Annotated in this window: 19 protein-coding genes, 1 tRNA gene and 1 pseudogene; 8 read left to right on the plus strand and 13 right to left on the minus strand. The window is 65.5% G+C overall.

The annotated features are described in order from the left end of the window. Nucleotides 1–7 precede the first annotated feature (7 nt). Nucleotides 8–1,636 (minus strand): GMC family oxidoreductase, encoded by a 1,629-nt coding sequence (locus AMYAL_RS0138310; protein WP_020636598.1) that lies wholly within the window; start codon nucleotides 1,634–1,636, stop codon nucleotides 8–10. A gap of 319 nt (nucleotides 1,637–1,955) precedes the next feature. On the opposite strand from AMYAL_RS0138310, the gene AMYAL_RS50040 reads away from it, so the two are divergent. Further along, nucleotides 1,956–2,093, plus strand: coding sequence for a hypothetical protein (locus tag AMYAL_RS50040; RefSeq protein WP_020636599.1), 138 nt, complete (start codon nucleotides 1,956–1,958; stop codon nucleotides 2,091–2,093). A gap of 64 nt (nucleotides 2,094–2,157) precedes the next feature. Here AMYAL_RS50040 and AMYAL_RS0138320 read toward each other — a convergent pair whose 3' ends face one another. Continuing rightward, complete coding sequence (locus AMYAL_RS0138320) at nucleotides 2,158–2,997, minus strand: LLM class F420-dependent oxidoreductase (protein ID WP_020636600.1); 840 nt, start codon at nucleotides 2,995–2,997, stop codon at nucleotides 2,158–2,160. 173 nt (nucleotides 2,998–3,170) lie between these two features. Here AMYAL_RS0138320 and AMYAL_RS0138325 point away from each other — a divergent pair, with 173 nt between their 5' ends. Further along, on the plus strand, nucleotides 3,171–3,515 hold the full coding sequence (locus AMYAL_RS0138325) for a hypothetical protein (protein ID WP_020636601.1): 345 nt from the start codon (nucleotides 3,171–3,173) through the stop codon (nucleotides 3,513–3,515). Here AMYAL_RS0138325 and AMYAL_RS0138330 read toward each other — a convergent pair. Continuing rightward, the gene (locus tag AMYAL_RS0138330; protein ID WP_020636602.1) at nucleotides 3,508–4,164 is read right to left on the minus strand and encodes a S1 family peptidase; all 657 of its coding nucleotides are present in this window, start codon (nucleotides 4,162–4,164) and stop codon (nucleotides 3,508–3,510) included. The genes AMYAL_RS0138325 and AMYAL_RS0138330 overlap by 8 nt on opposite strands. A 42-nt stretch (nucleotides 4,165–4,206) precedes the next feature. Continuing rightward, nucleotides 4,207–5,229, minus strand: a complete 1,023-nt coding sequence (locus AMYAL_RS0138335) for an LLM class flavin-dependent oxidoreductase (protein ID WP_020636603.1) — start codon at nucleotides 5,227–5,229, stop codon at nucleotides 4,207–4,209. A gap of 262 nt (nucleotides 5,230–5,491) precedes the next feature. Between AMYAL_RS0138335 and AMYAL_RS0138340 the strand changes: the two genes are divergently transcribed. Beyond that, nucleotides 5,492–5,575: transfer RNA gene (locus AMYAL_RS0138340), tRNA-Leu, on the plus strand. A 391-nt stretch (nucleotides 5,576–5,966) separates the two neighbouring features. Here AMYAL_RS0138340 and AMYAL_RS0138345 read toward each other — a convergent pair. After that, entirely contained in the window at nucleotides 5,967–7,076 is a 1,110-nt protein-coding gene (locus AMYAL_RS0138345; protein ID WP_020636604.1) for a hypothetical protein, read from the minus strand. Between the two features lies 1 nt (nucleotide 7,077). Then, complete coding sequence (locus AMYAL_RS0138350) at nucleotides 7,078–7,974, minus strand: hypothetical protein (RefSeq protein WP_020636605.1); 897 nt, start codon at nucleotides 7,972–7,974, stop codon at nucleotides 7,078–7,080. Between the two features lie 494 nt (nucleotides 7,975–8,468). Between AMYAL_RS0138350 and AMYAL_RS50610 the strand changes: the two genes are divergently transcribed. Then, nucleotides 8,469–8,759, plus strand: a complete 291-nt coding sequence (locus tag AMYAL_RS50610) for a PqqD family peptide modification chaperone (protein ID WP_245193414.1) — start codon at nucleotides 8,469–8,471, stop codon at nucleotides 8,757–8,759. Here AMYAL_RS50610 and AMYAL_RS0138360 read toward each other — a convergent pair. Together AMYAL_RS0138360 and AMYAL_RS47195 are read right to left on the minus strand one after the other, a co-directional pair. After that, nucleotides 8,713–9,963 (minus strand): exonuclease domain-containing protein, encoded by a 1,251-nt coding sequence (locus tag AMYAL_RS0138360; RefSeq protein ID WP_020636607.1) that lies wholly within the window; start codon nucleotides 9,961–9,963, stop codon nucleotides 8,713–8,715. The two genes, AMYAL_RS50610 and AMYAL_RS0138360, sit on opposite strands and share 47 nt — an antisense overlap. Next, nucleotides 9,960–10,661, minus strand: coding sequence for a DUF6218 family protein (locus AMYAL_RS47195; protein ID WP_020636608.1), 702 nt, complete (start codon nucleotides 10,659–10,661; stop codon nucleotides 9,960–9,962). The genes AMYAL_RS0138360 and AMYAL_RS47195 overlap by 4 nt, the downstream gene beginning before the upstream one ends. Before the next feature lie 176 nt (nucleotides 10,662–10,837). Here AMYAL_RS47195 and AMYAL_RS0138370 point away from each other — a divergent pair, with 176 nt between their 5' ends. From AMYAL_RS0138370 to AMYAL_RS47200, 4 genes are all read left to right on the plus strand, one after another. Further along, entirely contained in the window at nucleotides 10,838–11,218 is a 381-nt protein-coding gene (locus tag AMYAL_RS0138370; RefSeq protein ID WP_020636609.1) for a hypothetical protein, read from the plus strand. Between the two features lie 42 nt (nucleotides 11,219–11,260). Further along, nucleotides 11,261–12,415: a DUF3644 domain-containing protein gene (locus AMYAL_RS0138375; protein ID WP_209447278.1), complete on the plus strand. Its 1,155-nt coding sequence runs from the start codon at nucleotides 11,261–11,263 to the stop codon at nucleotides 12,413–12,415. 852 nt (nucleotides 12,416–13,267) lie between these two features. Next, nucleotides 13,268–14,647: a hypothetical protein gene (locus tag AMYAL_RS0138380; protein ID WP_026467788.1), complete on the plus strand. Its 1,380-nt coding sequence runs from the start codon at nucleotides 13,268–13,270 to the stop codon at nucleotides 14,645–14,647. A 1,429-nt stretch (nucleotides 14,648–16,076) separates the two neighbouring features. Then, on the plus strand, nucleotides 16,077–16,436 hold the full coding sequence (locus AMYAL_RS47200) for a hypothetical protein (RefSeq protein ID WP_020636613.1): 360 nt from the start codon (nucleotides 16,077–16,079) through the stop codon (nucleotides 16,434–16,436). 584 nt (nucleotides 16,437–17,020) lie between these two features. Here AMYAL_RS47200 and ppsA read toward each other — a convergent pair. The 5 genes and pseudogenes from ppsA to AMYAL_RS51175 form a co-directional block, all read right to left on the minus strand. After that, nucleotides 17,021–19,261, minus strand: coding sequence for a phosphoenolpyruvate synthase (ppsA, locus tag AMYAL_RS0138400; protein ID WP_020636615.1), 2,241 nt, complete (start codon nucleotides 19,259–19,261; stop codon nucleotides 17,021–17,023). Between the two features lie 246 nt (nucleotides 19,262–19,507). Beyond that, nucleotides 19,508–19,666 (minus strand): P-type ATPase actuator domain-containing protein, encoded by a 159-nt coding sequence (locus AMYAL_RS50615; protein ID WP_020636616.1) that lies wholly within the window; start codon nucleotides 19,664–19,666, stop codon nucleotides 19,508–19,510. Nucleotides 19,667–19,871: 205 nt separating this feature from the next. Then, a complete protein-coding gene (locus AMYAL_RS47205) occupies nucleotides 19,872–20,405 on the minus strand; it encodes a CBS domain-containing protein (RefSeq protein ID WP_245193287.1) in 534 nt (177 codons plus the stop codon). Continuing rightward, complete coding sequence (locus tag AMYAL_RS0138415) at nucleotides 20,402–20,587, minus strand: hypothetical protein (protein WP_020636617.1); 186 nt, start codon at nucleotides 20,585–20,587, stop codon at nucleotides 20,402–20,404. Before AMYAL_RS0138415 ends, AMYAL_RS47205 begins: the two co-directional genes overlap by 4 nt. A gap of 148 nt (nucleotides 20,588–20,735) precedes the next feature. After that, a pseudogene (locus AMYAL_RS51175) lies at nucleotides 20,736–21,002 on the minus strand (DUF1918 domain-containing protein). Nucleotides 21,003–21,025 lie beyond the last annotated feature (23 nt).

A 21,025-nucleotide genomic window follows, 5' to 3' on the forward strand; every position in this document is an offset into this window, starting at 1 on the left:
CTTTCCGTCAGTTGTCCGAGAGGACGAGCTGCGCGCCCATCTCACCGATCATGATGGCGGGCGCGTTGGTGTTGCCGCCGGTGATCGACGGCATGATCGAGGCGTCGCAGACCCGCAGTCCCTCGACGCCGCGGACCTTGAGGTCGGGACCGACGACAGCGAGTTCGTCGACGCCCATCCGGCAGGTGCCGACGCCGTGGTAGACCGAGGTCGCGCGGTTCAGGATCGCGTCGCGCAGTTCCTGGCCCTGAAGCGCCTTGCCAGGGTGGAGCTCTTCCTTGATCGAGCCGTTGAACGCCTTCGAAGAGAAGATCTCGCGGACCATCTCCGAGCCCTCGCCGAGCACTTCGAGGTCTGCCGGATCGGACAGGTACTGGAAGTCGATGAGCGGCGCCGCCGTGGGATCGGCCGAGGCGAGCCGCAGCGTGCCGCGGCTCTTCGGGTAGATCAGCGTGGTCAGCACGGTGAGCGCGGGCCGCTTGTCGACGTCGTGCCGGATCGGGGCGTCCTGGTTGGGCGTCACGTACGCCCACGGCAGGAGGTGCAGCTGGAGGTCGGGGATCGTGGTGGCCTGGGAGGTCTTGAGGAACGCGACCGCTTCGAAGACCGAGTTCGCCAGGAAGGTCGTGCCCGGCCGCATAAGCTCCTTCACGAGGCCGGTGGCGAAGTAGGGCGGCGTGCCCTTGTTCTTGCTCGACGACGCGCGGAAGGTCAGCGCGTGGAACATGTGGTCGTGCAGGTTGTCGCCGACCGGCAGGTCCGCGACGACGTCGATGCCGTGTTCCTTCAGGTGTTCGGCGTGACCGATCCCGGACAGCATCAGCAGTTGCGCGGAGCCGACGAAGCCCGCCGAGAGGATGACCTCCTTGCCCGCGCGCAGCGTCCGCCTGCTCCCGTCCGCGTCGACGACCTCGACGCCGACCGCGCGGCCATTCTCGACGAGGACCTTCTTCGCCAGCACACCGGACTGGACCTGCAGCGTGGCGGGCGCGAGCTCGTGGATGTACCCGCGCGAGGCGCTGTAGCGCAGGCCGTCGGCGGCATTCTGCTGCATCCTGCTGACGCCCTCTTGCGACTCGGCGTTGTAGTCGTCGAGGATCTCGCAGCCGATCGCGTCGGCGGTCGCCTGGACGAACTGCAGCGTGCCCTCCTGCGGGATCTTGTTGCGGGTGACCCGGATCGGCCCGCCCTTGCCCCGGAACTCGCTCTCGCCGTCCTCGAAATCCTCCATCCGCTTGTACGCGGCGTTGACGCTGTCGGCGTCCCAGCCCTTGTTGCCCTCGGCCGCCCAGGAGTCGAAGTTGGCGCGGTTGCCGCGCACGTAGACCATGCCGTTGATGGAGCTGGAGCCGCCGACCACCTTGCCACGCGGCACCGGCATCCGGCGATCGAGAACGTGTTTCTGCGGCACCGAGTAGTAGCCCCAGTCGAAGGGTTTCTTGAGCTGGGGCACCGCGTGCATCGGGCCGACCAGTCCCGGTTTCCTGACGAGCATCCGCTCGTCGCTCTTGCCTGCTTCGAGCACGATCACGCTGGCTCCGGACTCCGCCAGCCTGCCGGCGATCGCGGCACCCGAGCTGCCCGATCCGACGACCACGTAGTCGGCCTCGTCGCCGCGCGCAGCCCTGTTCGCCATTTCCGCTCCTCGGTCCGCCCGCCGTGCAGAACTATAACCTGTTCTAGTTCCGTCACCGTATAGCGAGACCGCCCGGTTACGCAATGGCGCGTCTCGCCGCACGTGCGGGCCGCCTAGTCGCAGAGTCGAAAACTTGACCCATTCCGATTATCTGACTCGTCAGACGCGAGATCAACTTCCTGCGGAATCCGTAGTACAAAACCTCCTGAACAGCCATTTCCGGCAACTTGCACACTTTCCGTAGTCACGACCATTGCCAGCGTGATCGCACATCTCTAAAGTGATTAATCGCAAACGCTTCGACAGGGAGGGTCGACGGATGCGGGGGGTCGTACTTGTGGCCTCGGCGGGCACTGCCGTGGCCTACGTCGTGCTGACGGTGGAAATCTGGGCCTTGCTCTTCGGCTTCAGCACCTGCGCCGCCTTGGTGCTGGCGTGTCTCGCGCGGAGGAGATGACTCCTGAACGCGCGAACGGCCTGCACGCGGACGGATGGGTCCGCGTGCAGGCCGGCCTGTTCACTCAGCGCAGCGGTTCGAGAGCCTTCGCCAGCGGCTCCAGAACGGCGGGGGTGTGCGGCGGCGGCAGGTAGATGATCGCCAGGTCGAGACCCGCTTCACCGAGGGCTTCGGCGTCCGCGGCGACCTTGGCGTAGTCGCCGTCGGCGCTGAGGCGGACATGCGAGGACAGCGTGATCTCGCTCGGGTCCCGGCCGATGTCCGCGCAGTGCCGGTGCAGGACTTCACGTTTGTGCGCGAACTCTTCCGGCGTACCGCCGACGAAGTTCCAGTGCTGGGCGTACTTCGCGGCCGTGCGCAAGGTCCGCTTCTCGCCGCTGCCACCGATGCAGATCGGCGGATGCGGCTTCTGCACGCCCTTCGGCTCGCAACGGGCGTCGGTCAGCTGGTAGTGCTCCCCCTGGAAAGTGGTGGTCTCCTGGGTCAGCAGCCCGACGAGGACCTCGCAGCCTTCCTCGAACCGGTCACTGCGCTCCTTGATCGTGCCCAGTTCCATGCCGTACGCGCCGGACTCCTCTTCGTTCCAGCCCGCACCGATCCCGATCTCCAGGCGGCCGCCGGAAACGATGTCGAGCGTCGCGGCCATGTTCGCGAGCAGCGCGGGGTGGCGGTAGTGGATCCCGCTGACCAGCGTGCCCAGCCGGAGCCGTTTCGTGGCCTGGGCGAGCGCGGTGAGGGTCACCCACCCTTCCAGGCACGGACCGGTCGAATCAGAGAAAATGGGATAGAAATGGTCGAAGGTCCAGCCGGATTCGAAGAGTTCGATCTCGTCGGCGGCCTGCCATACCGCGAGCATGTCGGACCAAACGGTGTCCTGGGGCGAAGTCTTGATGGCGAATCGCATGATTCTGATCGTAAACCTGGAGTTCCTCGAGCATCGGTCACCGATCGGGGTCGGCGGGCCCCCGATCAGGTCCCCCGCCCGCACCGCCGGGTGGACGTGACCGTGAGGCCTATCGGAGATGTCGATCTTCGTCCTACCGTCGAAGAATCCCGACTCTCCGAAAGGACTCGTTCATGCGCGCACGTAGCGCTTTCCTCGCTGTCACAGGCGTTGTCGCCCTGTTCCTCACGATCCCGGCGACGGCTTCCGCGGCCGAAGGCGAATTCACCTACCGCTACTACGACGAACACGAAGAGATCCAGGTGGGCGTCCTGGTGGATCCGCCCAGCGGCGAGTGCATCGAAATCCCCGAAATCGCCGACTGGGACGTCGACGCGTTCCGCCCGCGCAACGACACCGACTCGACGGCGGTTGTGTTCATGGACGACGACTGCTCGAGCGACGCCTACTTTTCCCTACGCCCCAACGGTGGCCGCGGCTCGGACAGACTCCTGCTGCGCTCGGTGATCTTCAGCTAGTCCCGGCCAGGATGGTCAGCCCGTAGGCCGACAGGACCCGGTTGACCGGGAGGAAGTACGTGGTGCCTCCGGTGGAACAGTTCCCGCTGCCGCCCACCAGCACTCCCTGCGCCTGCGTTCCGCTGACGAACGGCCCCCCGGCGTCGCCAGGCTCGGCGCAGACGGAGGTCCTGGTCAGTCCGGTCAACGTTCCCCCTGGGAAGGTGATCGTCTGGTTCTTCCCCTGGATGGTTCCGCAATGCCAGCCGGTGGTCGAGCCGTACCTGCACACCGACGCGCCGACCGGGGCTTCGGCCGAGCCGGTGATCGTCACCCGGCTGTCGACGGGAGGAATGGATCCCACCAGCCGCCAGTCGGTCGTGTTGGTCACCCGGATGACGATCGCACCGGTCGGCGGAACCTGGTCCGCCACGACCACCCCGACGACACGTCCCGCGCTGCGGACCGTGTCGCCGGGCCTGCCGCAGGCGGAACTCGCGATCAGGTAGCCGGTATTACCTGCGACAGCCGCGAATCCCGCCGTGCACCGGCTCTGCAGCACGCTCCCGCCGCCGAGCGGGGCCGGAGCGTCCGCTTGCGCGGTCGGCGGCCAGGCCACCCAGAGCACAAGGACCAGGCCGAGCAGGAAACGGGATCGGGGCAGCCTCATGGGACCCTCCGATGGCCGGGGATTGCCCCGATTCTAACCCGTTCAGCGCCAGCCGAGCTCCGGAGCCACGTGCGTGAGAATGCTTTCCAGCACGTGCGCGTTGTACTCGACACCGAGCTGATTCGGAATGGTCAGCAGCAAGGTGTCCGCGGCCTGGATCGCCTCGTCGGCCTTGAGCTCCCGCACCAGCTCGTCCGGCTCGGCCGCGTACGACCGCCCGAAGATCGCCCTGGTCGTCTCGTCGATCATGCCGACCTGGTCACGCGAGTCACGGTCGCGGCCGAAGTAGGCGCGGTCGAGGTCGCTGGTCAACGCGAAGATGCTCCGGCTGACCGACACCCGCGGCTCACGTTCGTGACCGGCCTCTTTCCACGCTTCGCGATAGGCCTCGATCTGCTTACGCTGCTGGACGTGCAGCGGCTCCCCCGTCTCGTCGTCCTTGAGCGTGGAACTCTGCAGATTCATGCCCAGCTCCGCGGCCCAGACCGCGGTCGCGTTCGAACTGGATCCCCACCAGATCCGGTCGCGCAGCCCCTCGGAGTACGGCTCGAGCCGGAGCAGCCCCGGCGGATTGGCGAACATCGGACGCGGGTTCGGCTGCGCGAAGCCCTCCCCGTCGAGCACCTTGAGGAAGACCTCGGTCCGCTGCCGGGCCATGTCCGCGGCCGTCTCCCCCTCCGCGGGCCCGTAGCCGAAGTAACGCCAGCCGTCGATCACCTGCTCCGGGGATCCCCGGCTGACACCGAGCTGGAGCCTGCCACCGGAAATGAGGTCTGCGGCGCCCGCGTCCTCGGCCATGTACATCGGGTTCTCGTAGCGCATGTCGATCACGCCGGTCCCGATCTCGATCTTCGAGGTCCGCGCCCCGATCGCCGACAGCAACGGGAACGGACTACCCGCCTGACGCGCGAAGTGGTGCACACGGAAGTACGCGCCGTCCACGCCGAGCTCCTCGGCCGCGACGGCCAGGTCGATCGACTGAAGCAGAAAGTCGGCGGCGGACCGGGTCTCGGAGTGCGCACTCGCCGACCAGTGGCCGAACGAGAGAAAACCAATCTTCTTCACGCCCTTGTAAGCGTCCGATGACCGGGTTTGATTCCCCCGCCGCCCACTTCACAGAGCCAGCCCTCGACGACTCTACGTGACTAGCTGTCACGTTGCGCGTTTCCGGCTCTCGACCTGCAGCCTTGCGTGCAGCGTTCGCCCACATGGACGCCTGAGTCATGCCGCAGGGTAACCGCTCATCCTCTCAATGTGCGTCTCCGTGACCAGACGTACCCCCCTGATTCAGGCCTCCAGGCGGGGTATAGTCTCTTCTCATCAGCAAGTCCGAGTGGCGGAATGGCAGACGCGCTAGCTTGAGGTGCTAGTGTCCTTAACGGACGTGGGGGTTCAAGTCCCCCCTCGGACACACGCATTAACCCTACGGGGTGGGCGGATGGTCACATCGACCGTCCGCCCTTTTGCGTTATAGACCATCTCCAGGCCGATCTCGCCGTAGAGCGCCTGCAGTCTCCCCGGACTCGCGTTCCCGACCTGCCTTCCCAGTTCACCGAACGCATCGACCATCGCTTCGAGTTCAGCTCTGCCGATCGACTCCTCAGCCGGAGCACGCGCCAGATCCTCCTCGGCGGCGTCGCGCTCCTCCTTCGCCCGGTTCGGTGAACCCCGAAGTCCGCGTGGACAGCACCACGCAGACCCCTGCCGAATCGGCCTCGGTGATCCTGGCCAAACTTCGCGAAACGGGCGTCTAGCGTCCGGTCTGGCCGGGGTTCAGGAAGACAGCTCCCTGAACCCGGCGATCAGCGGCCGAGCGCTTGCCGCACAGCCCGCAATTCGGCAAGGTATTCGGCCGCCGAGTCTGGATCATTCCTCAGGTGCGCTTCGGCGAGGTCACGCAGTGTGTCGTGATACTCGGCCAGTTCACCGAGTCGCAGCCATATCGCCCGAGCGTTCTCCAATGAGGCAGTGACTTCCGCGAGCGGGTGTCCTGTGAGTAACAGGGTGCGGCCGCGCCAGCCGTCGGCCATCGCCTCGCACCAGTTAGCGTGGTCTGGGAAGTGGGTGCCTGCCGCAGCGAAAAGGTCGCAGGCAGCCACGAGGTCTGGTGCGTGGCGCTTCGGGCGTCGCACCCGATCAGACACCTTTTCGCCTGCTCGCCGGTGGTACATGGTCGCGACGGCCGCGACCACGCCGGGCAGGTGCTCGGGAACCAGGCGGTCACCGAGTTCCTGCGTGCGGGCCAGCCAGGACATCTCCTGCTCGCTGATGAACCCCTCGAACAACAACCCAGCCAGCATGACCAGAGGGTTGGCTGACACCGGCACGTAACTCTCCGACGCACGCCAACGTACGATCGCCGCTTCGGCCTCGGCCAAGGCACACTCCAGATTTTCCCGGTGCTGTTCGACGATGAGGTCCTCGTCGAGCAGTTCGGTGGCGCGGTGAACGAGGTTGTCGTCGATCCATTCGCGTACCGGCGAATCGTCCAGTGGCACCGGTCCGTCGGCGAAGGCCATGGTCAGGATGCTGATGGAGGCATCGATGATCTCTCGGTAGCTGTCGATCCGGAACACCAGGTGCGGGTCGGCAACTTTGGCCAGCATCTCGCTCTTGAGCATCTCCAGCCGGTCCGGGGGCGACATGGCCAACGGGTGCTCGGGATACAGCTCGGTGTGCACGGCGAAGCTGTGATGCAAGGTGTCCATCTCGAAATACGGCGCGGTCTTGGGCAGCTTCAGCACGACGTCGTCTTGTGTCGGCTCGCTCAGCGGCGCGATCGAATACACCACTGATTCCGCGCCCTCACCGACGAATTTGGTGAGCAGTACCGGTTGCTCCCCGTCCGGCCAGTTGCACGCACCGGTCATGTCCAACTTGAGCACCGTGCCGACCAGGTTGTCCCGCAGCACCTCAGCTCGTCGCCGATCCGGTCCGGAGCACGATCGGCTGGATCTCGACCACGTCGTCGGCCGTGTGGCCGACAGAACCGAAGCCGCGCAACCGCAGGGGCGATCCACGCATCGCGTCGGCGAGCGTGGAGACAGTGCTTGAGTTCAACGGGATGTGCTTACGCGAGCACAACAGCACCGCGTCGCGACCGCTGACCTGGCCGCGGAACTGCACGAAGGGATAGAAGAACGGGTCGACCTCGCCGAAGATCCTGCTCACCATGTGAAAAGTGTCCGCCCCGCGCGGGCCGGTCAGGACTCCCCTCGCCTGGGGAACGCGATCGAGCGCGACTTCATCCGGTGCCAGGATGAAGTCGGCGGTGAAGTAGGCCCACTGATCGTCGCCAGGCAGGTCGGCGGGCTGAAACAAAACCTGCTCACGGGAACAGAACAGACGATGCAGCGCGAGGAAGCGCTGTTCTGGCTCCTCGATGTCCGGGAGAAGGTGGCGGTACGCCCGGTGAAGGGTGGCCACCTTGCGAGTGCTGAAGTAGAACCGCTGGGCCAGCAGCCGGGCAGGCTCCGCGAACGCCGTGATGTCGCCGACCAGCGTCGCGAGTCGTGGTTCGGACAAGACCGGCAGGTGGGAATTGCGGTCCTCCCGGAAGGCCAGCAGCACTGACCGGGTGATCTCCTCGGCATTTTCCCGAGGATCGGCGACGCCGAGTGAGTCCAGTCGCGCTTCGAGATCGTGCAGGGCGATTTCCAACGCCGCCGCCGCAGCTTCGCTCAACTCGCCGCACCGGACGACCCCGTCCCGATCAGGAACGGTGAAATGGAAGTGGACCCCGCCTTCGATGTCGCGCGCCTGCACGGTGAATCCCGAGATCCCGGACGCCACGTTCACCAGTTCGGTCACAGCAATCACCTCGCGGCGACATTAGCAGTCAGCGATTGCTCAGGCGGGAACTCTCGACCACGAAGACGGCAAGTACCGGCCAAAGGCTCCGCTGAGGGCCGGGCCAGGTGCCCCCGCTGACGGTTTTCACCCGTCTGGATGCGTTCCGGCCGCTCCGTGCACCGGCTCTTGTCCCGGTTTCCGTCCGGTTCGAACGGTCATGCTCTGCGCTGTCAACGATCGAGAGCGTGGAGGGAACGGCATGGATCCGCTGGAGTTTCACACACAGCCGTCCGATGCGGACGCGCCGCGAACAGGCTGTGTCACGGCCACCCGGTTCCTCCGCCGAGCGCAGACGAGGGGAGGTGCGCCGCGATGATCGAGTTCTTGAAGGTGGAGCGGGAGATGACGTTCAGCCAGACCGACGACAAAGAGAATTCCGGCGAAGGGAGGGTTCCATGCGTCGCCCTAAGATCAAATCTGGACACCAGCCCTTCCGCCATGGCGAGGACCTGATGCGAATCGGCGGCATCGTGCGCTGTATCGCCGCAGACGTCCGGGATCCGGACGGGTGGGTGTGGGCGCTGCTGGAAACCCTCGACGGGACGCGAACGGTGGATCAGGTGGTCGCCGACCTGGTCCGCCGGTTCCCTGCGCGCTCTGAGAATGAGAATGACGTACGCGAAGCGCTCGCTGATTTCGTCGAGGCCGGCTATGTCGAGGACGCGTTCGACCCACCTCCTGACCGAATCGATCCAGTTACCTCTTCATCGCGTCGAGCGCACGCACGAAGGCATCTTCGGTAACAACGGGAACTCCTAGAGCCCGCGCGTCCTTTGCTTTGCCGGATAACGAATCCGGGTCCGCGGCGGCAACGACTCGGGTCTTCCTGCTCACTGAGCTGATCACCTGAAGGCCGAGGGCCAGCGCTTCTGCGGTGAGTTCGCCGCGCTGACGGCGCATCGTTCCGGTCAGAACGATCCGGTCACCAGGGCGCAGCACAAGCCCTCCGATATTGACCTCTACGACCTGGGACCGAGATCGTTCCACCCGCGTGGGCTGTTCCTCACGGAGAACGAGATCGACCTCATCGGCAACAAGGCCGAGAAGGGCAGCTACCGCTTCCAGATCTCGTCGCTCTCCCACGGACACGTGCCCGTCCGCCCAAGCGGCTTGCGCGAGGCTGCGTAAGTAGCCGTGGTGCAACTGGATGACCTCCGCCTTGTGCAGGCCGAGGTCATGAGCGACATCGATCAGCGCATCGGCTTCCGAAACCGAGATCTGCCGATCAAGCAATGCTCTATCCAGGACGGCGAGGTACGCGTCGACCTCGGGCTTCCCCTCACGAGGGACACGATCCACCAACCGGGCAAGGAAGTGCGGCTCGGCGTGACCGGCCGCCTGCCGGTGTACCGGCTTGACCAGACCTTGAGGCATGGAAGGCAGGTCCCCATACACATCCGGCAAGCCACGAAGCCGAAATGAGGCTAGGTCCGGGGCGCCTTCTACCAGTCGACCGAACAGCTGGGCCGTGGCAAGGGCATCACCGAGCGCAGTATGGAACCGCACGCCGTCCACGCCGACAGCCTTGCAGCACTCGACGAGCGACCTTCGCATCCCAGGGAAAACGTCGCCTGCGAGCCTCATGGTGCACACGCCACCGGACAGGTACCGGGACAGGTCCACGTCCAGGCGGGCGAATTCGGCACGCAGGTGCATGGCGTCGAACGGCAGGTTGTGCGCGACAGGAACACGACCTCGGAAGAGCTCGAGCACGTCGCCGGCGAACTGCTCGAACTTCGGAGCACGACGCACCTCAGCGGCGCGGATGCCATGGATGGCCTGAGGGCCGAGATCACGGTCCGGGTTCACCAGGGTCGACCACTCGTCGGTGACCTCGCCGGAGAAATCGACATGGACGACCGCGATCTCGGCGATTCGATGTCGGTAACCAGGCCGTATCCCCGTTGTCTCGGTGTCGACGACCGCGAACCCACGAAGCGACGTCATAGCGGCAGCCGAGTAGTCATGCCTGCCCGCACCGACGCAAGCCAGGACGGTGGCAACGGCTCTGCTTCCCCGTGCGCGTCCCGGACGTAGCTTCGCCTCTTCACGCCTTCGGTCTCGACCCATTGCCGGACCAGCCATCGCAGTACCCCGACCGCCGTCAACGCGGCGGAACCGACCACTGTCGATCCCACGACGGCAGACACCTTCGACAAGGACCGTAGGTCATCGAATCCGACGACCTGCTCGGCTGTGAGGTCGCGGCTCCATTCCAGGTCCGCTACGTTCTTGAGCTCACGCTTCGCCACCGACACGGTGCTGTCGTACGCCACCCGACGGCTAACGATATCCGCGAAACACTGAAGCGGCGAAAACAACTGCGCTGTCCACCACTTCTCCGCCTCGACACCAGCGGCCTTCGTGACTCTGTCGAGCACTTCATCCAGCTCTCCCGGAACGACCGCGGCGATCGACCGTCGCTCCACCAAGGTCAACAAGCGACGCGCCTCGTCCCGCGACACCAGCAAACGATCGAGCTGGTAGATCCACGCTCCGACCGGCATCCCTTGCGGACTCACATGCCAGACCGCGACTGACTCCTCTCCTGCCACTCCAGGACCGATCACCACCACAGCGCTCGCAGGAGCCGACAAGGCGACCGAGCCCCCTACCACGCCTTCCATCCCGTCAACGTCGCTCACACGCCACCCACCCTCGAATCAGTCGAACGACTCAACAAGTCGTAGAGCGGGTCAACCTGTTACGCGAGCTTCTCCGACCGAAACAAAACTGTGGCCGTAGGTCCAGCACCTAGTGGGCAGCGACCCGGCGCTTCGTCCGCGCCGAGTCCCTGCCCGGACACACCCTCTGACTCCACGTGCGGTTGCCCGACGGCAAGCAGATCGTCCTCAGCAGCGACGCCGCCCACCTGCGCAGCAACATCGACCAGACCACTGGCATGCCGCTGGACGTCTCCAACCCTGACGAGGAGAACGGTCTGCGCAAGCTGAAACTGCTCGCCAGCAGGCCGGACACCACGGTCTGGGTCAACCACGACCCCGGACGACTGGAAACTCAACCGACCCAGCGGACGTCAGATCGCCTGATCCCGTCGGCTCAGCAGTACGCTCAGGCGTTCGGCTTGAGCCACTTCGAACGTCTTACCCACGGTTATCCCGTCCAGCGTCATCTCGAGACCGTGGTCTCGCCCCGCCTTTGGCATCTGCCACGAGCAGGACGGGCCAGTAACAGTCGGTGACAAGATCCCGACCTTCATCTCATGCCACCGCGACCACGATTTATGCACATGGTCGGCGCTTCTCGCGATGAAGCGCAGCTTGCCGTGCGCTTGTACAACGACTCGTCGGAGGTTCGTTCCTTCGAGGGCTTCGTAGTCCACATGCACCTTGCCTGGCTTTACCTCCTGCACGCCGAACTCACTCGGGACAGCATCGACTTCCGGTACTGGCGCACTCGGGGACGAGCACGGCGGCTGGAACGGGTCGACGGTGAACCGAAGCGCTGGGATCTGGCCACTTGCGTGCGGCATCGCTGGCCCGACAAGGCCGCCGCGGTGCGGGCCAATCTCGAGTTCTTCGTTGCGCTGCGCAACAAGATCGAGCACCGGTACGCCCGCGAGCAGCAAGCACTCGCCGTCGCCGTGAGCGGCCAGAGCCAGGCGTTCCTGCTCAACTACGAGCAGGAACTCACTGGCCAATTCGGAACCGGATCGTCCCTCGCCACCCGCCTGCGGTTCCCGGTCTTCGTCGGAAGCTTCACCGACGAGGGCGAACGCACGCTGCGGCGGCTGCGCGCACAGCTACCCGTACCGCTGCGAACCTTCATCGCCGACTACGACGCCGGTCTCGACGCATCCGTCGCCCAGGACCCTCGGTACGACTTACGGCTGCGAGTGCTCCAGGAACTCGCGCCCAAGGACCCGGACGCGCTCGCGATCCAGTTCACCCGCTATGACGATCTGACCGACGAACAGCGGGCCGCCGTCGAGGCGATCGGCAGAAAAGGCTACGTAGTCGTCCGCGAACAGAAACGCCCCGTCGTCGGACACGGGTTGCTCCGGCCGACACAGGCCGCGCAAGCAGTTCAAGACCGGATCCCGTTCGTATTCAACACCAACCATTTCACAACCGCCTGGAAAAAGATCGGTGTCCGGCCGAAGGTGGGAGATCCGCATCCCGAGAGGACCGAAGAAAAGTACTGCCTCTACGACGAGCCACACCGCGACTACGGCTACACCGAAGCCTACATCGCCAAGCTTGCCCGCGACTGCGCCACCGAAGCAGGCTTCCGCGCCTTACTGGGGACCGCCCCGAGAGACAAAGTGACCGGGGACTGGGTGGGATCGCCACCACTCAACGCGACACCTCCCTGGAGACGATCAGCCCCGTCAGCAGCACAAGAACCTCCGGACATGGACACGATGCGCTCAGCCTGACATCTCCGAAGACAAACATCGCGCTGCACCGTCACAGACGGGTGATTCAGACATCGCAGGCGTTGCGCGGACCGAACCAAACGAGACCATGGCATGGTGGGACGACGCGTCCCTGGGACCGCATGAGCCGTCCGGCCGCGAGAGCAGTTGATCGCGGAACTGGCGCCAGACAGCATCCAGCGCAACTCCCAACCTGCCCGGCTACCGGCGTTGCCCGAGCCGGGCCTGCCGGTGGAATCAGGCCCCGATCTGCTGATCGCACCGTACGCATTGACCGGACCGGCCCCGCGTCAACGAACGCCTCCTCTTACGCGCGCTCTGCTGGCACCCAGGCCGCCGGCTCTCACTGGACACGCTGCGCGGGCTGATCGTGGTCGCACCCGACACATCCGGCCAGCACGTGGGCTCTCTCGCGATCGAACGACAGGCTCCGTAGACGGTCTGGCCGTGGTCGGTCGCCACCTTCACCCCCAGGCAGCGGACAAACCTCGGCTACCGGCGGACGGCGACCTGCCGGAACGCGAGTTTGTAGCTGGATTCACCTGCTCGTGGCCGCTCGACGGACACGTCGGCGACAAGGTCCTGATGACGATGAACGTGGCCATGCCCACTACGAGAACCGCGCAGAACGCGATGACGATCACCAGTTTTCGTTTCCGGACCCGAGACGGAGGCACGCTCGGCACGACGGTTGGGCAAGGTTCAAACTCTGGTCGTCGACTACGCCCCAAGATCATCGACATACCTCACTCCTTGAGCGGAACCGCGCCCGTGATCAAGAACGTATCGTTGTGTGTCGGTGTTGATCACGCGGCAGTGCGACCAGGTCGACGTAGAGGGCGCATAAGGAAAATGATGTTGAAGCTGGCGAAGCACGTGCTAAGGGATCTCGCGCAACGCTCGAACGTCTCCATCCATTCGGATTCCAGTTTGGTTGGCGCCGTGGCTGCCGCCGCAGCCGACGACGACGAAAGGCGCGCAAAGAAGCGGGATGATGAGAGCAGCGCTAAAGACGACGACGAAGTCCTACGGCGGAAGCCTGAACTCCATCCGATACGCGCATGGGGAGACAAATCCTCGCAGCTGACACCGTGGGACGTGCTGCATGTACTCGGCCGAGCCATCGCACTGTCCAGACGAGGCGCCGCGCGCGGACTCGCCGAGCACTGGGGCGCACTGAAGTACAGCCAGGCGCTGACCGGCGACACAGGTTCCTTCCTGAAGCTATCCGCTGAGGGCAAGGAGACGGCGGACTACTACAAGGCCGTCCAGTCGAGCGAGCTCGGTGTCGGCTTCGCACTGGTACTGGCCAGGCGGATCCTGACGCAACGATATCCTGATCGCGTCATCTCCATCGTGCCCGCGGACACGGCACTGCGCGCAGGCTGGGCCTTGACCAGCAGAGACAAGGGACAACGACAGAACTACCGGTACCGCCCACAGTTCTTCGCCGAGCTATGGAAGCCGGAAGCGCCTTCGCTAGTACTGCCGATCGCCTGCAAGGGCAACCACAGCAACGCCGCACACTCCCACGTCCAACTCGCGTCTGCATCGGCTCACGTCGAGGCGGTGCACGTCGGACCATGGAACGAGACCCCCTGCCTGATCTTCAGCACTGAGCTGCCCCTGGACGGACACGTCACCGTGCACGCCCTCTGCTCCGAAGGAAGCGGCGGCTGGCTGGCCACTCCCAGCGCTGAGGGTAGCGATCAGGATGCCGAGCTCAGCGACGTCAACCACTTCCCCCAAATCCACCTGCCGTCCAACGGTGACGAAGCCCGTATCTCGATCCCCGGCTTCCATATCACACCGGATCACTACGAATGGTTCGGGCGCGTGCTCGCACGAACGGCCGCCGCGGGACTGACAGCCTTCGCCGGCAATGGCGAAGCGACCGCCCAGTACCTGACCGAGCGCCAGGGACGGAAGCACTTCATTGGCTTCACGCACGCGGCCACTGGTAGCGTGCAGGACGCGAACCACACCCTCCTCGGCAAACGCTTCGTCGGCACCGACCACGTCTTCCGGCTGAACGGCACCCGCGTGGAAGCCTTCTCTGGCGTAGGTGCCGCATTATTCGATCTCCTGGCTCACGGACGAGTGACGCAGTACCGCCACAAGATCTACGAGCACCGCTCCGCCTGGCCGAGCGGTTCCTGGGACAGCTCATGGGGCGGCCCGGTATCAATTCACCCGGATGGAACCGTACTCGCCATACGCCTGCTCCCCTGACGTGACAATCCGTCGCGGAGACGCGAGGCCGACCGCATCAACTTCTTGGCCGATCCCGACCTCCGCGTCCTCGGAGATGATTACTGGACCTTGTCCAGTTCCTGTCCGCCTGGTCGCGGCGTAATGCCAGGCTTTCCGGATTCCTCTTGCTGCCAGCGATGTCCGGAAATGTGCGCGACGAACTCACGAGTATACTTAACGTTAATCCCCGTCTACGCGTCGTCTCGCCAACATCGTGCTCCCCTGATCAACCATTCCGATCATCGGACACGCCCTGGCTGCACTAACCGCTCCGTCCGACGTTCGTCAAGCAACCGTCGAGCGTTCGCCTGACTGAAGGGCAACTTGGCGTCTCCATGCGGCCTGATCCGGCTCCACTAAGCACTGCATCTGGCGGGCGAAGCCCAGCGACAAGCCCGATTCGCCGATGACTTCAGCCAGCGATCAGGTCTCTGATGAACGCGGCGATCGCTACGAACATACTCGCCCCAGCGATGGACATCATCGCCCAGTCGTAACCCGGCCTGTCCGCCCTCGAAGACATGGCTGCCGCTCCGCGGACAGCCGAGCTTGGTTGCCGCTCTGGCAAGGCACCACGATCGAAGGTGTCACGCGGCCACATCAAGGTCGGAAGCCCAAGAAAACCCCTACCGCGGACAAGAACAGGAAGCCCGCGCTTGTAACCGACGTGGAAGTCGCACGTGCCGGCGATACCCCGAACAAGCCAGAGACACGGCCGATGCTTGACCGTCTCGACTCTGCAACGAGTCAGCCTAACTACGGTCAAGTAGAGCAGCAAGGCTGCGACTGCGAAAAGCAAAGGCCGCCACAGCCGTTCCGAATAAAAATAGTATGCCAGGACCGCGAGAACTACTCCCCAAGCCCTGAACGGAGTCTTACGACGACGTCCTTTTGCCACGGATACCTCCCCACATCGATCGTGGCGGTCGCCTATGCGGGGAAACGACCGCCGCTCGAGTGACGGGGTAGCACTAGTCGTCCTCCTAATACGACACATGACGTGGCTATGAGCTAATCCTGAGACTGGTGTTATCACCTGTGAAGCATGCGGGTGACAGAAGCTCGATGTGTATCCAGCCAAATTTGAGGCTTGATGACACATGAGCGGCGACTATTGACACATGGACCACCATGGCACGACTGCCGCCGACGAGTGCAACGAGTAGAGGCTTCCTCTAGCTCGAGGTTCACATAGCCCCTCCCCATCCTCACGAACGGGTGGTTCTGGGGTCGCGGGGTTTGCGTCGATCACTCCGGACACCACCATGGGATGGTGGGACAACGCGTCCCTGGGACCGCACATGCAGTCCGGCCCCAGGAGCAGTTGATCGCGGCACTGGTGCCCGACAGCACCCAGCGCCATCCCCAACCTGCCCGGCTACCGACTCTGCCCGAGCCGCGTCTGCCGGTGGAATCAGGCCCTGACCTGCTGATCGGCGCCGTCCGCATCGACCGGACCGGCCGCGTCAACGAACGTCTCCTATTCCGCGCACTCGGCTGGAACCCAGGCCAGCGACTTTCACTGGACATGCTGCACGGGCTGATCGTGATCGCACCCGAACCCTCCGGCCCGCACGCCGTCGATGCCCGCGGAGCTCTCACCCTTCCCGCCGCGGCCCGCCACCTGTGCGGCATCGAACCCGACCGGCCCCTCGTCCTCGCCGCCTCGATCCACGAACAACTGCTCATCGTGCACCCCGGCACGACCGTCGCCCACCTCCTGACCGGGCACTACCGCGAGATAACTGGGCTGGATCATGACGCCTGACCCCGCCCAGATCCGCGCCGCCCCCCAAACACTGGCCGAACTGGGCGTTACCCTCGCAGACCTCCAGGACGACCCAGCCGAGACACCCGGTATCCCCACCCTGGCCGGCTACCTCCCCCATGTCATCGCCGCCGCAGGCGCCGGAGCCAGCCGCACCTACGGCAACTACTGGACACGCATGGCCACAGCCTGGGGCGACCGGCGCCTCGACCAGATCACCGCCACCGACATCGAGGCGATGCAACACGACGCCGCCACCCACGCCCGGACCCGCCGCAACACCCGCAACGGCCGACATGCCAGCGAACACGTCGTCGCGGCCGCCCGCGCGATCTTCAACCGCGCCATCGCCGACGACCCATCCCCGCCGCGGCAAGCCCCGCTCACCGCGTCGCCAAACCCCGCAGGCCGGCGGTGCCTCGCAGGCCAGGTCCGGCATGGGCAGGACCGGCATGTTCGGCGAGCATGCCCGCCCCGAGGTCACGGCGGTCACTCAGTCTGCCCGCGAGCAGAACCAGAACGGCGGAAAGACCAGGCCTTCGTGTGGCCGAAGTTCTTGCGCAGACCACGGATCTCGATCGCGTTCACCGGGCACCGTCCAGCAGGACGCGGCGTTCGGCGGCCGCGATCGCGCGCAGGGACACGTCGACGACGTCGGAGTTCACGGAGATGGACGTGATCCCGAACCGCACGAGATGCTCCGCGAAACCGGGCTTCACCGAAGGCGCCTGCCCGCACAACGAGGAGGTGATCCCCGCGTCACGGGCAGCACCGATGATACGTCCGATGGTGTCGAGCACGGCGGGGTCGGCTTCGTCGAACAGCTCCGCGCAGACCGCCGAATCCCGGTCCACCCCGAGAACCAGCTGGGTGAGATCGTTGCTCCCGATGGACACGCCGTCGATGCCCAATCCGGCGTACTCGGGAAGCCAGTGCACCACGGACGGGACCTCGGCCATGATCCAGCGGTGCAGTCCACGCTGCCCTCCGAGCGGGCTCGCGTCGATCAGGTCCAGACAGGCCTCCAGTTCCCATTTGGTACGGACGAATGGGATCATCAGGTGAAGGTTCGGCGTCTGTTCGCGTACTCGGGCGAGGGTGCGGAGTTCGAGGTCGAACAGGTCCTTTTCCCGCACGTAGCGGAAGCAACCGCGGTAGCCGATCATCGGATTGCTCTCCGCGGCTTCGTAGGCCTCGCCCCCGGCGAGACCCCGGAACTCGTTGCTGCGCAGGTCGGTTGCCCGGTAGATGACCGGTCGCGCGCCGAAGGGACGGGTGATCCGCAACAGCGACTCGGTCATGGAGTCCACAAAGGACTCCTCTTCGCCCCTGGCGATGAGGTCGCGGGGATGACGTCCGCCGAGCGCTTCGGTCAGCAGGAACTCCGCTCGCAGCAACCCGACCCCGTCGACCTGACGCGCGGCGACTTCCTCGGCGTGTTCAGGCATGGCTAGATTGACGTACAGTCTGGTCCCGATCGTCTCCGGCGCGGCAGGCGCCGCGATCGGTTCGGTGCGCGCCGGCGGCTGGACGTAGCCGGACCGCACCTCACCGCTGGTTCCGTCCACGGTGACGGGCCCGCGTCCCGCGAGCACCCGTGTCGCGTCGCCGGTGCCGACGACGCAGGGCACCCGCAGCTCCCGCGCGACGACGGCGGCATGGCAGGTCATCCCGCCGCCGTCGGTGACCAGCGCCGAGGCCCGCCGGATGGCGGGAACCCAGTCGGGGTTGGTCATCGGCGCGACCAGCACTTCGCCATCCCTCAGCTGCCCGCCTTCGCCGGGATCACGCAGCACTCGTGCGTTCCCGTCACCGACGCCCGGTGACGCTGCCAGTCCGGTGACGAGAACGTCCGGCGGCTGCTCACGATCCGGCGGCAGCGTGGTGACCGGCCGGGACTGGACGACCCAGATCTCCTTGCCCGCCATAGCGAACTCGATGTCCTGTGGCGTCCCGTAGTGGTCTTCGATCCTGGTGGCGAGCCGTGCCAGCTCAAGGACGGTCGCGTCATCGAGCACCCGGCGTCCCGCCGTCTGGCTAGGAAGGGCGACCTTGACGTCTCCCCCGCCCACTTCGGCGATGATCTTGTGGGTCTTGCTGCCCACCCGTGCCGAAACCAGCCGCAGATCTTCCTTGGCGACCAGGTAGGTGTCCGGTTCGACCGCTCCGGAGACGATCGCTTCGCCTTGGCCGAAGACCGCTTCGACGACCAGGCGGTCACGATCGCCGGACCGCGGATCCGCGGTGAAGATGACCCCGGAGCGATCCGCGGCGATCATCCTCTGCACCACCACCGCGATCGCGGGCTCCCCGGTGAAACTGCGCCCGGCGCGATACCCGATCACCCGAGGTGAGAACAACGACGCCCAGCAATCGACGATCCGCTCCCGGACGGTGTTGTCACCCCACACGTTCGTGAAACTGGCGTTCATCCCGGCGAACGAGGCTTCCGCGCCGTCCTCCCCCGTCGCCGAAGACCGGACGGCGATGGGTGTCGACTGCCCGATCCCGTGATATGCGTCGATCACCTCCGCCAAGACCCCTGCGGGCATCCCCGCCCGATGAACCAGAGCGCGCAGCTCGTCACACAGCCCGGAAAGCTGATCCGGCGACTCAGCGGACGCGAGCGCCTTTTCGTGCAGTTCAGCGATCTCGCCGCGTACACCGGCTTCGTCGAGTGAGGCGAGATATGCCTCGCGGAGCACGACGAAGCCCTGAGGGACGGAGAATCCCGCGGTGATCAGCTGGCCGAGGTTCGCGCCTTTGCCGCCGGCCGATTCGGCGTCGGCGAGACTGACCACCGACAAGTCGCGTACGTAGCTCATCGCTTTCCCTCCGGAGGTTGGCCGTCCACGAAGCCATGCTCACCGGAGGCGCCGGCCCCGCTCTGCTGCCCAAGGTCCCGGCGCGGCGGGACTTCGTCCCACACCGGACCTCAGCCGCTCAACGGTCCGGCCGGGCAGGGTTGTCGGTGACGCCCTCGATATCCGTCGCCGCCGCGTCGAGCAACCGGTTCCCCCTTCTTTCAAAGCGTGAAGGAGCTGGCGGTGACCAGCACCGCGACCGCACGCTCAGGAGACGACGCCGCTGCGAATCGCGTCACCCACGTGGTCGACAGGCTCCGCTTCCCCGGTCAAGGCGGACTCGTCGAACGTCCCCTCACCACGGACCACACCGTCCACCGGAACGACTTCACCGGGCAGGACGACGACCACGTCACCGGGAAGCACCGATGTTGCCGGACAGTCTCGACCAAGTCGGAACTCCGGCAAGGAGAAGCGTTTCGAAGGACGGAGGCCACCGAGGCTTGGTCATCCGGCCGGCCTGTTCGCCTCGTCGTCCCATCCATGACCAACCCTGTCGACGACCTCCACGACGCCGGCGGCACGGCGGGCCATCGCCGCAAGCAGGACAGCCTGGCTCCGTCGTTCGACCTCACCTCGCAGGGTGACGATCCCCGTCGTTCACTTCGGCCTGGACCGAACCCAGCGACGGGCGCCGGATCAGTACCGCGATGTCGCGTGTGACCTCGTCCTTGATCTCCGCGTCCGTTCGGACGAAGGCGTGCACAAGGTCGGCTCGGCTGACGATGCCTGCCAGCTTGCCGTGATGGTCGACCACCGGCAGTCGCTTGATCCGATGGCCCACCATCAGCCGGGCCGCTTCCGTCAGCGGACGGTCGGCTTCGACGGTGACCACCGGGGCACTCATCACGCTCTCCGCCGTGCGTCCGTCCGACTTCGACCGGATACCCGGCATCCTCGGCGGCGCCGGTGTGGCCGCCTCGACCTGCTTGAGCAACAGATCGGCTTCGGAGACGACACCGATCACGTCGCGGTCGTCGTCCACGACGGGCACCGCGCTGATCCCCCGGCCCGCGAGGACTCGCGCGATGTCCGCGATCGGAGTGCTCTTCCGCACCGAGCAGACCTCTCGGGTCATGACGTCACGGACGGCCATCCCGATCATGACGGGTACCCTTCGTCCTCTTCGGACGGTTCCTCACGCTTCTGCGCCTGATAAGATTCTGCGGCGAAATACCTCCTCATGCCCGCCTCGGCCAACTCGGCCGAAGAACGGGTCGGACCTGATCCGGCGGCGATCGCGTCCCTTGCTTCCTTGGCCGCGCGTGCGTTGTCGACGTCGTTCATGTCCTTCTTCCTTTCTTGGATTGCGGATTCCGCAGCCTGATGTCAGCGCGCTCCGACCACCGGGTTCCGATCACGATCAAGCCTGCCCGTTCGCCGTATTCCCAAAGCGTCCTGCCCGGCCTGTCCTGCGGACTTATCGGCAGGCCGGTCACGGCCGGCGCCGCATGACGATCGCCTCCTGCAACGCCACGAGCCGCGAGCGCTCGGCCTCGTCCGCGGCGTTCTGCTCGGCCTCGGTGACGATCACGCCGTCGGGACCGGGAAAGACCGTGGACACGTGGTCGTCTTACGGCCAGCGCACGACATACGGTGGTGCGCCGTCCGGGGAACGGACCTCGATGATGAGGCCCCGCAGGTCCGGTTTTCCGACGGCCGGTCCCCTGATGACCAGCCAGTCTCCTCGCTGCGCACGCATGGTCCCACCCTTCCGCCCCGCCA

The organism is Amycolatopsis alba DSM 44262 (genome assembly GCF_000384215.1).
GTDB lineage: Bacteria > Actinomycetota > Actinomycetes > Mycobacteriales > Pseudonocardiaceae > Amycolatopsis > Amycolatopsis alba.

Excerpts from the sequence above, each read along its gene's own strand:
- AMYAL_RS0138310 (WP_020636598.1), bottom strand. The coding sequence starts at position 1,636 with ATGGCGAACAGGGCTGCGCGCGGCGACGAGGCCGACTACGTGGTCGTC.
- AMYAL_RS50040 (WP_020636599.1), top strand. The coding sequence starts at position 1,956 with ATGCGGGGGGTCGTACTTGTGGCCTCGGCGGGCACTGCCGTGGCCTAC.
- AMYAL_RS0138320 (WP_020636600.1), bottom strand. The coding sequence starts at position 2,997 with ATGCGATTCGCCATCAAGACTTCGCCCCAGGACACCGTTTGGTCCGAC.
- AMYAL_RS0138325 (WP_020636601.1), top strand. The coding sequence starts at position 3,171 with ATGCGCGCACGTAGCGCTTTCCTCGCTGTCACAGGCGTTGTCGCCCTG.
- AMYAL_RS0138330 (WP_020636602.1), bottom strand. The coding sequence starts at position 4,164 with ATGAGGCTGCCCCGATCCCGTTTCCTGCTCGGCCTGGTCCTTGTGCTC.
- AMYAL_RS50610 (WP_245193414.1), top strand. The coding sequence starts at position 8,469 with ATGCGAATCGGCGGCATCGTGCGCTGTATCGCCGCAGACGTCCGGGAT.
- AMYAL_RS0138360 (WP_020636607.1), bottom strand. The coding sequence starts at position 9,963 with ATGACGTCGCTTCGTGGGTTCGCGGTCGTCGACACCGAGACAACGGGG.
- AMYAL_RS0138375 (WP_209447278.1), top strand. The coding sequence starts at position 11,261 with ATGCACATGGTCGGCGCTTCTCGCGATGAAGCGCAGCTTGCCGTGCGC.
- AMYAL_RS0138380 (WP_026467788.1), top strand. The coding sequence starts at position 13,268 with ATGATGTTGAAGCTGGCGAAGCACGTGCTAAGGGATCTCGCGCAACGC.
- ppsA (WP_020636615.1), bottom strand. The coding sequence starts at position 19,261 with ATGAGCTACGTACGCGACTTGTCGGTGGTCAGTCTCGCCGACGCCGAA.
- AMYAL_RS47205 (WP_245193287.1), bottom strand. The coding sequence starts at position 20,405 with ATGATCGGGATGGCCGTCCGTGACGTCATGACCCGAGAGGTCTGCTCG.
- AMYAL_RS0138415 (WP_020636617.1), bottom strand. The coding sequence starts at position 20,587 with ATGAACGACGTCGACAACGCACGCGCGGCCAAGGAAGCAAGGGACGCG.